Source organism: Micromonospora sp. BS32 (genome assembly GCF_059089345.1).
Window position 1 is genome coordinate 21,733 of sequence record NZ_JBSSHR010000034.1, and the last position, 9,153, is coordinate 30,885.

7 protein-coding genes, 2 pseudogenes and 1 riboswitch are annotated in these 9,153 nt (G+C 75.5%); of the genes and pseudogenes, 3 read left to right on the forward strand and 6 right to left on the reverse strand.

Features of this window, described 5'->3' with window-relative positions; genetic code table 11:
- Positions 1 to 42: 42 nt before the first annotated feature.
- A complete protein-coding gene (locus AC5RWQ_RS29420) occupies positions 43 to 1,293 on the reverse strand; it encodes an aminotransferase class V-fold PLP-dependent enzyme (RefSeq protein WP_494285858.1) in 1,251 nt (416 codons plus the stop codon).
- 49 nt (positions 1,294 to 1,342) lie between these two features.
- A riboswitch (SAM riboswitch) is annotated at positions 1,343 to 1,461 on the reverse strand.
- Between the two features lie 65 nt (positions 1,462 to 1,526).
- Here AC5RWQ_RS29420 and AC5RWQ_RS29425 point away from each other — a divergent pair.
- A complete protein-coding gene (locus tag AC5RWQ_RS29425) occupies positions 1,527 to 2,969 on the forward strand; it encodes a PrsW family intramembrane metalloprotease (RefSeq protein ID WP_494285859.1) in 1,443 nt (480 codons plus the stop codon).
- 39 nt (positions 2,970 to 3,008) lie between these two features.
- Here the strand turns inward: AC5RWQ_RS29425 and AC5RWQ_RS29430 are convergent, their stop codons facing one another.
- Together AC5RWQ_RS29430 and AC5RWQ_RS29435 are read right to left on the reverse strand one after the other, a co-directional pair.
- A complete protein-coding gene (locus AC5RWQ_RS29430; RefSeq protein ID WP_334486871.1) occupies positions 3,009 to 3,176 on the reverse strand; it encodes a hypothetical protein in 168 nt (55 codons plus the stop codon).
- An 87-nt stretch (positions 3,177 to 3,263) separates the two neighbouring features.
- Positions 3,264 to 3,611 (reverse strand): GroES family chaperonin, encoded by a 348-nt coding sequence (locus tag AC5RWQ_RS29435; RefSeq protein WP_334486874.1) that lies wholly within the window; start codon positions 3,609 to 3,611, stop codon positions 3,264 to 3,266.
- 160 nt (positions 3,612 to 3,771) lie between these two features.
- Here AC5RWQ_RS29435 and AC5RWQ_RS29440 point away from each other — a divergent pair, with 160 nt between their 5' ends.
- Complete coding sequence (locus AC5RWQ_RS29440; RefSeq protein WP_494285860.1) at positions 3,772 to 5,070, forward strand: AI-2E family transporter; 1,299 nt, start codon at positions 3,772 to 3,774, stop codon at positions 5,068 to 5,070.
- 59 nt (positions 5,071 to 5,129) lie between these two features.
- On the opposite strand, the pseudogene AC5RWQ_RS29445 reads toward AC5RWQ_RS29440, so the two are convergent.
- Together AC5RWQ_RS29445 and AC5RWQ_RS29450 are read right to left on the reverse strand one after the other, a co-directional pair.
- A pseudogene (locus AC5RWQ_RS29445) lies at positions 5,130 to 5,816 on the reverse strand (ATP-dependent DNA helicase); the annotation flags it as partial.
- A 135-nt stretch (positions 5,817 to 5,951) separates the two neighbouring features.
- Positions 5,952 to 7,313: pseudogene (locus AC5RWQ_RS29450) on the reverse strand (ATP-dependent DNA helicase); the annotation flags it as partial.
- A 120-nt stretch (positions 7,314 to 7,433) separates the two neighbouring features.
- Between AC5RWQ_RS29450 and AC5RWQ_RS29455 the strand changes: the two are divergent.
- A complete protein-coding gene (locus tag AC5RWQ_RS29455) occupies positions 7,434 to 7,940 on the forward strand; it encodes a DUF402 domain-containing protein (RefSeq protein WP_334486878.1) in 507 nt (168 codons plus the stop codon).
- A gap of 37 nt (positions 7,941 to 7,977) precedes the next feature.
- On the opposite strand, the gene sigJ is transcribed toward AC5RWQ_RS29455, so the two are convergent.
- Positions 7,978 to 8,964: an RNA polymerase sigma factor SigJ gene (gene sigJ / locus AC5RWQ_RS29460; protein ID WP_494285861.1), complete on the reverse strand. Its 987-nt coding sequence runs from the start codon at positions 8,962 to 8,964 to the stop codon at positions 7,978 to 7,980.
- Positions 8,965 to 9,153: the final 189 nt, after the last annotated feature.

Sequence of the window (9,153 nt, forward strand, 5' to 3'; positions counted from 1 at the left end):
CGTGGCCGCGCCGCCCGGGGACGGCACGACGGGACCATCGGCTCAGCGCAGCGCGGCGAGGCCGGCCAGCAGCCGGTCCACGTGCTCCTCGGTGCTGCCCAGCCCGACGCTCGCCCGCAGCGCGGTCGGTGGCAGGTCGTTCCGCCCGCTGCGGGCCGCCGCCTCGGCCAGCAGCCGCCGGGCCAGCGGGTGGGCACAGAACAGCCCGTCGCGGACCCCGACGCCGTCCCGGGCCAGCGCGGCGGCGACCTCGGCGGAGTCCCGGCCGGCCAGCACGAACGACACGATGCCGACCCGGGGCGCGTCCGGGCCGAAGGTGCGCAGCTCCACCGCGTCGGGCAGGGCGGCCAGCCCGTTGCGGAGCCGGGCCAGCAGCCGCTGCTCGTGGGCGTGCAGCGCGGCCCGGTCCGCGCCGGCCAGCGCGGCGCAGACCGCGGCCAGGGCCACCGCGCCGAGCAGGTTGGGCGTACCGCCCTCGTGGCGGGCCGGGCCGGTGGTCCAGCGCACCTCGTGGGTGGCGGCGCCGACGTGGCTGGTCGCGCCCCCACCGGCCAGGTACGGCGGGGCGGCGTCCAGCCAGTCCGCCCGGCCGAGCAGCACCCCGGCGCCGAACGGTGCGTACAGCTTGTGCCCGGAGAGGGCGAGGTAGTCGACGTCCAGCGCGGCCACGTCCACCGGGGCGTGCGGGGCGAGCTGGGCGGCGTCGACCACGATCCGAGCGCCGTGCCGACGGGCCGTCCGGGCCAGCTCGGCCAGCGGCCAGCGTTCCCCGGTCACGTTGCTCGCCCCGGTGACCGCCACCAGCACGGGCAGCGCCGAACCGGCCCCCCGGCGCAGCTCGGCCAGGGCGGCGTCCAACGCCCGGACTGCCGCGCCGGGGCTCTGCGGCACCGGCAGCCGGACCGAGCCGCGCGGCCAGGGCAGCAGGTTGGCGTGGTGCTCTCCGGCGAAGGTGACCACGGTGGTGCCGGCGGGCAGCGCCCGGGCCAGCAGGTTGAGCGCGTCGGTGGTGTTCCGGGTGAAGATCACGTGATCGTTGGCGCGAGCGCCGAGGAAGTCACCGACGGTCTGCCGGGCCCGCTCGTAGGCGAGCGTGCAGCGCCGCGACAGCGCCCCGGCGCCGCGGTGCACGCTGGCGTACCAGGGCAGCAGCTCGGCCACCGCGTCGGCGGCGGCCCGCGCGCAGGGTGCGCTGGCGGCGTGGTCCAGGTTGACCTGCCCGGGTACGCCGAGCACGGCGAGCGGGTCCGCGACGGCCGGCGCGGGCGCGGGCGGGACGAGGGTGATGGTCATCGGGCACCTCCGGGGTCCAGGGACCCCGGGTGTGGGCACACCGGGACGGGGTCCGCGCTTGCCCAGCACGAGGATCGGGCCGGGCCCGGTCATCACCCGGGGCACCCCACCGCGAACAACGAGGGTTGCCGGCCAGCAAGCCGGGGCTTGACGCTGGCACTCGTGACCTCCCCGCAGCATAACCACCCGCCGAGGGCCCGGCCCAGTGGGTCGCGGATGACTACGCTGACCGCATGGCCGACACCCCGCCCGGCGGGCCCCCGCCGCCGCCGACCGCGCCCGCCGTCCCCCCGTCGGGCGTCGCCGCACCCCGGATGCCGCTGCGCCGACGGGGCTGGCCGCGAATTCTCGTGCTGGTCGGGGTGGTGCTGCTGATCGCCGCCTGCGCGGTCTACATGCTCTACACGCTCGGCTCCAACCTCGGCCTGGACGCGCTGCTGATCGGTGTCGCCGCCGCCGTCCTGCCGGTGCCGGTCCTGGTCGCCTGCTTCCTCTGGCTGGACCGGTACGAGCCGGAGCCACTGAAGTACCTGATCTTCTGCTTCCTCTGGGGTGCCTTCGTCTCCACCGCGGCGTCGCTGCGGGTCAACGAGACCGCCGCCGCGCTGTTCAAGGACTGGGGGCTCCCCTCCGCGCTGACCGGCGTGCTGGTGGCCCCGTTCATCGAGGAGCTGACCAAGGCGCTCGGCCCGATCCTCCTGCTGGTCTTCCGCCGCCGGGAGTGGTCCGGCATCACCGACGGCCTGGTCTACTGCGGGCTCTCGGCGGTCGGGTTCGCCATGGTGGAGAACATCCTCTACCTGGGCGGCTACGGCTACGCCTCGGGCGCCGACCAGTGGGGCCCGGCCACCGGCGTCCGGCAGGTCTTCGCCATCTTCATCACCCGGATCCTGTTCTTCGGCTTCGCCCACCCGCTGTTCACCTCGATGACCGGCGTGGGGCTGGGCATCGCCGCCCGGACGGCCGACCGGCGGGTCCGCATCCTCGCCCCGGCCGCCGGCCTGCTGCTGGCGATGATGCTGCACGGCACCTGGAACCTGCTGCCCACGCTGGTCCAGGCCACCGGCGAGCTGGTGATCTTCATGTACGGGATCGTCGGCCTGATGGTGCCGATCTTCTTCGGCATGGTCGGCTTCGCGGTCTGGCTGCGCGCCTGGGAGGGGCGGCTCACCGAGCGCACCTTGCCGGACTACGTCCGGGCCGGTTGGCTCACCCCGCCGGAGGTCGCCACGCTGGGCAGTTTGGGGCGTCGGCACGCGGCCCGCACCTGGGCCCGGCGGGTGGGCGGCGACCCCGGGCTGCGGGCGATGCGCGGCTACCAGTTCGCGGCCACCCGGCTGGCGCTGCTGCGCGACGGGATGCGCCGGGGGCTGGACCGCAAGCCGGCCGATCGGGAGCGGACCCTCCGGGAGGAGCGGGAGCTGCTGGAGGCGATCGCGGCGTACCGGACGTTCTTCGCCGGGCGGGATCCGCAGGCGCCGGTCGGGGTCTGGGACGGCCAGCGCTACCACCTGCGCTTCCCGGACGGGTCGCAACGGGCCGTCGAGGCGCCCGACTCCCCGGTGGTGCCGGTCCCGGTGGTGCTCGCCCCGCCCGCCCCCGCGCACCCCGGCTACGGTCCGCCCGGCTGGTACGCCCCGAACCCGGCCCCGCCCTGGCCGTCCGGCCCCGCCTGACCGACGACTGAGCCCGCCGCCCCGCCCGGGGTGGCGGGCTCAGCTCATCAGGCTGGTCATGAAGTCGCCGAGCCCCTGGGCCATCGCCATCAGGGCCGCCCCGATCCCCTTGAACATCTGCGCCGCGCCGTCCGGGCGGAACGCCATGAAGTAGATCAGGAAGGCGACGAAGCCCCAGAGCAGCAGCTTCTTCACGAAAACCGGCATCGTCCCTCCCCAGGGCGCTGGACGTGCCTGGCTTCCCGCCGGGAAGCGCCACAAACGGCGCCGCCGGGCGGGTCGGGAACCGGCAGGCTAAAGGTAGAGGCCGGTGTTGCCGGTGGTGTCGGTCTCCACCCGCTCGGCGGCGACGGCGTGCACGTCCCGCTCGCGGAGCAGGACGTACCCCCGGCCGTGCAGCTCGACCTCGGAGCGGTCGTCGGGGTCGAAGAGCACCCGGTCGCCGGCCACGATCGCCCGGACGTGCGGCCCCACTCCGACGGCGGTCGCCCACGCCAACCGCTTGCCGACGGCGGCGGTGGCCGGGATCACGATGCCGGCGGTGGAGCGGCGCTCGCCCTCGTTGCCCTCCACCCGCACCAGGACGCGGTCGTGCAGCATGCGGATCGGCAGGCCGGAGTCGAGGTTCTGGTCGGCGGTCACGCAGAGACGCTACCGCGTGCGGTGTGCCCGTTCGCCTGGTGGTTGAGGGGAGTCGGCGCGGGGCACAGTGTGGCGGAACTGCCCTACGGTGACGGCTGTCGGACATACCCTGTCCGGACCGTCGTCGTGGGCGGCCTGGTTCGTTCCTGAGGAGGTGCGCTTGAGCCGCTTCGAGCGGGTACGCGGTCGGCTCCGCCACGCGTACGAGTCCGGACGGGAGTCGGTGCGCGCGGGTCGCGCCGACCACGCCGACGTTCCCGAGGAAGCCGGTATCGCCTCGCCGGCCGTACCCGGGCCGCCGGCGCCCCCGTCGGCGACCGTGGTCGGCGCGCCGCCCCCGGCGGCCATGCACACCTCCACCTCCAGCCGGGACGACGCCGACGTCCCGCACGCGCTGCGGATCGCCGCCGCGTGGTCCTGGCGGCTGATCGTCATCGGCGTGGTGACCTGGGCGCTGCTGAGGATCGTCGGCACCATCAGCATCGTGATCATCCCGCTGGCGGTGGCGCTACTGCTGTCGGCGCTGCTGGCGCCGGCGGTGGGCTGGCTGCTCAGGGCGCGGTTTCCCAGGTCGTTGGCGACCGCGGTGGTGCTGGTCGGCGGGCTCGCCGCGGTGGTCGGCACGCTGACCCTGGTGGTGAACGAGTTCATCCAGGGCGTGCCCGAGCTGAGCAAGAAGTCGTCGGAGGGCGTCCGGCAGATCCAGGACTGGCTCAAGACCGGCCCGCTGCACCTGTCCGACAGCCAGCTCAACCGCTACATCGAGGAGGCGCAGGGCTGGGTCGACAACAATACCAAGACGTTCACCAGCGGGGCGCTCTCCACCGCGACCACCCTGGCCGAGGTGCTCACCGGCACCATCCTGGTGCTCTTCGCCACCTTCTTCTTCCTCCGCGACGGCAACAGGATCTGGCGCTTCCTGGTCCGGCTGCTGCCGGTGGCGGCCCGCTGGAAGGTCGACGACGCCGGCCGGGCCTCCTGGGCGACGCTCGGCGCCTACGTCCGGGCCACCGTCCTGGTGGCGTTCATCGACGCGGTGGGCATCGGCATCTTCCTGGTCATCTTCGACGTCCCGTTCGCGTTCCCGCTGGCCGCGCTGGTCTTCCTGGGCGCGTTCATCCCGATCGTCGGCGCCGCGCTCTCCGGTGTCGTGGCGGTGCTGGTGGCGCTGGTCGACAGCGGCCCGGTGACCGCGCTGATCATCCTGGGCGTGGTGATCGGGGTGCAGCAGGTGGAGGGGCACCTGCTCCAGCCGCTGATCATGGGCCGCGCGGTGGCCATCCACCCGCTCGCGGTGATCATCGGGATCGCCGCCGGGGTGGTGCTCGCCGGCATCACCGGCGCCCTGGTCGCCGTCCCGCTGATCGCGGTGCTCAACACCGCCGTTCGTCGGCTGGCCGCCCGGACGGTCCCGGACACCCCGCCGGACGCCGTGGTCGTCGCCTCCCAGGCGCCCTGACCCGTTCCACCTCGTCGAGATCCGCGCGGGCCATTCAGGGGCGCGCGGATCTCGCGCGTTCAGGCCTTGGCGAGGCGTTCGAGCGCGCCGCGGGCCACCTCGGGGCGGGTGGTGTACCAGAACGGGGGGAGCGAGCGACGCAGGAACGGGCCGTAGCCGCGGGCCGTCTCCAGCCGGGAGTCGAGCACCGCCACCACGCCGCGGTCGCCGGTGGCCCGGATCAGCCGGCCCACCCCCTGGGCCAGCCGGACCGCCGCGATCGGCACGCTCACCGCCGCGAAACCGGAGCCGCCCCCGGCGTCCACCGCCGCCGCCCGGGCCGCCGCGAGCGGCTCGTCGGGGCGCGGGAAGGGCAGCCGGTCGATCACCACGAGCTGGCACGCGTCGCCCGGCACGTCCACCCCCTGCCAGAGCGACATCACGCCGAACAGGCAGCTGGACCGCTCCTCGCGGAACCGGCGGACCAGCAGCGGCAGCGCCTCCTCGCCCTGGAGCAGCACCGGCAGGTCGGTCCGCGCCCGGAGCAGCTCCGCGGCCTGCTGCGCGGCCCGTCGCGAGGAGAAGAGCCCGAGAGTACGACCACCGAGCGCGCCGACCAACCCCAGCAGCTCCTCGCCGGCCGCCTCGGGCAGCCCCGACACGCTGGGGCGGGGCAGGTGCGCGGCGACGTAGAGGATGCCCTGCCGGGCGTAGTCGAACGGGGAGCCGACGTCCAGCGAGCGCCAGCCCGGCCCCTCGGTGGCGGGAACCACCCCGGTGGCGGCCCGGCTGCCCGCAGTGGTGGCCACCGCGCCGGCGGTCGGCGTGCCACCACCCGGCACCGCGCCGGTCGACCGGCCGGCCGAGGCGGTGGCCATCGCGGCGGCGGCCGGGGACGGCGGTGCGGGCGCGGGCGCGTCCAGCCCCAGCGCCCGGGCCACCGTGTCGAACCGCCCGCCCAGCGCCAGGGTCGCCGAGGTGGCCACCACGGTGCGCTCGTCGTACAGGTGGGTGGCGAGGGTGCCGGCGACCGAGAGGGGCGCCACCACCAGCGCCCGACGGCTGCCGTTCTCCGGCTTCTCCACCCAGGCCACGTCGTGGTCGCCCTCCTCCAGCAGCCGCTGGGCGGTGGTGGAGAGCTCGTCCAGCGCCGCCTTCGCCTGCTGCTTGCGCACCGGGTCCGGGTCGTCGGACTTGATGTCGCCGATCGCCTCGAGCGCGGCCCGGGTGGCGGCGTCCAGCAGGGTGCACGCCTCGCGCAGCGCGGCCGGAAGCCCGCCGGTGAGCCGCCCGGCGGGCGCCTCGGCCAGCCCCACGGCGAGCGCGTCGCCGGCCTCGGTGAGCCGCTCGGCGACGTCCGGCCGCAGCAACGGCCGGGCCCGCCGGGCGGACCGGTCGATCAGCTCCGGGACCAGCTCGGCCTGGGCGGCGGAGGAGACCCGGTCGGCCAGCTCGTGCGCCTCGTCGACGATCAGCAGCTTGTGCGGCGGCACGATGTGCCGGCCGGCAAGCATGTCCACCGCGAGCAGGCTGTGGTTGGTGACCACGATGTCGGCCTCCCGGGCCCGGGCCCGGGACGCCTCGGCGAAGCACTCCTGGCCGAACGGGCAGCGGGTGGCGCCGACGCACTCCCGGGCCGGCATGGAGACCAGCCGCCAGGCCTGGTCGTCGACGCCCGGGTCCAGCTCGTCGCGGTCGCCGGTGGCGGTCTCCTCCGCCCAGTCGCGCAGCCGCTGGACCTGCTTGCCGAGCCGGCCGGCCTCGCCGAGCCACTTCGTCCCGCCGGCGGGGCGGGCGGCCGGGGCGTCGAAGAGGGTGTCCTCCGGCTCCTCCTCGGTGGAGTTGTCCAGCCGGGCCAGGCAGAGGTAGTGGTGCCGGCCCTTGAGCACGGCGAAGGTGGGTCGGCGACCGAGCAGCGGCTCCACCGCGTCGGCGAGCCGGGGCAGGTCGTGGTCGATCAGCTGGGACTGCAGGGCCAGGGTGGCGGTGGAGACCACCACCGGCCCGTCCACGGTCAGCGCCGGGGCGAGGTACGCCAGCGACTTGCCGGTGCCGGTGCCGGCCTGGACCAGCAGGTGCTCGCGGGTGGCGACGCTGCGTTCGATCGCCTCGGCCATCTGCTGCTGACCTGGGCGGGCGGCCCCGCCGGGCACCGCGCCGACCGCCGCGGTGAGCAGCTCGCTGCCGCTGGGCCGACCGCCCCGACGCCGGCCGGAGCGGGCCGACGGGGTGGCGGAACCGGTGGCGGTGCGGGGCGGAGTCACCGTGCGACGGTACCCGCCGCGGCCGACAGCGGGCGCGCCGCCGCCCCGCGCGGAATACCCGATCGTGACCGGTTGCGACCGTGCGGCGACGCGTGGGCGGAATCGGTTAGGGTGCGACTCATGCCGAGCGATGTGGTCCGTGTGATCTACCGCAAGTACGACGGCAGCGCCCACCGCGACTACCCGGCCCGCCGGCTCGCCGAGGACGACCTCGGGGTCTGGCTGGGCGTGCCGGCCGGCACCGAGTCGGTCTACCACGGCCGGCCGTCGGTCGAGCAGATCCCGTTCGTCCTGCTGGTGCCGCACCACGGCTGGTGGACGGGGATGTTCAACCCGCCCCCGCGGACCAGCGAGGTCTACTGCGACATCGCCACCCCGGCCCGCTGGGAGGGCGACGACACGGTGCACCTGGTCGACCTCGACCTGGACGTGGTGCGCCGGCGGGCCACCGGCCTGGTCGAGCTGCGCGACGAGGACGAGTTCGCCGAGCACCGGGAGCGCTTCGGCTACCCGGACGACGTGGTCGTCGAGGCCGAGCGGGCGGCCGGGTGGCTCTTCGGCGCGCTCGGCGACGGCACCGAGCCGTTCGCCACGTCGTACCGGAAGTGGCTCGCCCTGGTGGTCTGAGCCGGCTCTGGGCTACCCGGCCCCACCGGCGCGGTGCTCAGCCGTCGGTGCTGTCGAACTCCGGCAGGTCGCGCAGCTTGTCCGGGTTGAGCTGGTTGAAGATGCCGCTGATCCGCCCCTCGTGTACCGCGAATGCGGTGACCAGCCGCAGTATCCGACCGTCGGTGTACATGCCCTCGAACTGCAGGCCGAGCGCGCCGTTCACCAGCACCGGCCGGGCCCGGAACGGCTGGCCGGACCGGTCGGCCCGGCGGAACAGGCCGAGGGTGAAACGGGCCACCGGGTCGGCCCCGGTGACCGGCCGCCGGGCCGCCGGGAAGTGCCCGCCGCTGTCGCCGAGCAGCACCACGTCCGGAGCCAGCACCCGCATCAGGGCGGCCAGGTCGCCCGACTCGGTGGCGGCGACAAAGGCGGCCACCACCCGCTGCTGCTCGGCGGGGTCGGCGGTGTGCCGGAGCGCCTCCGGGGCCTGCACCGCCCGGCGGGCCCGGGAGGCGAGCTGCCGGGCCGCCTCCGGGGTGGTCTCCAGCGCCTCGGCGATCCGGGCGAACGGCACCGCGAAGACGTCGTGCAGGACGAAGGCGACCCGCTGCTCCGGGGTGAGCCGTTCCAGCACCACCAGCAACGCGGTGCCGACCTGGTCGCGGCGGACCGCCCGGTCGGCGGGGTCGGGGGCGAACCCGTCGGTGGCAGGGGTGGCGCCGGGCAGCGCCACCAGCGGCTCCGGCAGCCACTGCCCGGGGTACGTCTCCCGGCGTACCCGGGCGGAGCGGAGCACGTCCAGGCAGATCCGGGCGCAGGTGGTGGTGAGCCAGCCGCCGAGGTGCCGGACCTCGGCGCGGGCGGCCGGGTCGGCGAGCGCCCCCGCGTACCGCAGCCAGGTCTCCTGGACGGCGTCCTCCGCCTCGCTGCGGCTGCCCAGCATCCGGTACGCCACCGCCATCAGGCGCCCGCGCTCCGCCTCGAACTCCGCCCCGAACTCCGTCGCCAGCTCCACGGTCGTCCCACCCTCCCCGTCAGGCACACATTCTCCCCACTGCACAAGACGTCCCGGCGCCCCGAAATGTGACACCGTCGCCCGTCCCGCCCCGCCCGTTTCACGATTCGCGAAACTTCCCGGCGGCGTAGGCGGCGGGCGGCGGGAGGGGAGGGCGGGGGTCGCCTCGGGAGGCGGGGGTGGGCGGGGTGGGTGAGGTTCGGGGGATGGGCACAG

Coding starts and splice junctions, on each gene's coding strand:
- AC5RWQ_RS29455 (WP_334486878.1), top strand. CDS start 7,434: ATGCCGAGCGATGTGGTCCGTGTGATCTACCGCAAGTACGACGGCAGC.
- AC5RWQ_RS29430 (WP_334486871.1), bottom strand. CDS start 3,176: ATGCCGGTTTTCGTGAAGAAGCTGCTGCTCTGGGGCTTCGTCGCCTTC.
- AC5RWQ_RS29420 (WP_494285858.1), bottom strand. CDS start 1,293: ATGACCATCACCCTCGTCCCGCCCGCGCCCGCGCCGGCCGTCGCGGAC.
- AC5RWQ_RS29425 (WP_494285859.1), top strand. CDS start 1,527: ATGGCCGACACCCCGCCCGGCGGGCCCCCGCCGCCGCCGACCGCGCCC.